Origin of the sequence: Lachnospira pectinoschiza (assembly GCF_020564355.1) — a bacterium.
Taxonomy (GTDB): Bacteria; Bacillota; Clostridia; order Lachnospirales; family Lachnospiraceae; genus Lachnospira; species Lachnospira intestinalis.
Map to the genome: position 1 here is coordinate 1 of NZ_JAJCRR010000039.1, position 410 is coordinate 410.

The following is a 410-nucleotide window of genomic DNA, read 5'->3' on the forward strand; positions in this document are numbered from 1 at the left end:
CCAGCATCGCAAGCAGGTCCTTTACCTGTTCAATTTCTGCCGTATCATAATACCGGCGAAGGGGATCGAACCCCCGACCTCTCGGGTATGAACCGAACGCTCTAGCCAGCTGAGCTACACCGCCAAAAATTTCTGATAGATTAATCTATCAATCGGGAAGACAGGATTCGAACCTGCGACACCTTGGTCCCAAACCAAGTACTCTACCAAGCTGAGCTACTTCCCGGAGGTATGAAAATTTTTATAACACTGAGAACTAGTCTTGACTTTTAGCAAGAGTACTTGCAGAGTAAATTTGCTAAGCAAATTTCTATCCGCAACCTCAAAGCAATGCTTTGAGCTCTACCAAGCTGAGCTACTTCCCGAAGGTATAAAGATTTTTTACAATAATAAAACGGGCAAGCCCGAAT

At 44.6% G+C, this 410-nt stretch carries 2 tRNA genes; both read right to left on the bottom strand.

Annotation, left to right across the window (positions count from 1 at the left end):
• Positions 1 to 50 precede the first annotated feature (50 nt).
• Positions 51 to 124: transfer RNA gene (locus tag LI288_RS14135), tRNA-Met, on the bottom strand.
• Positions 125 to 152: 28 nt separating this feature from the next.
• A tRNA-Pro gene (locus LI288_RS14140) sits at positions 153 to 226 on the bottom strand.
• Between the last annotated feature and the right edge of the window lie 184 nt (positions 227 to 410).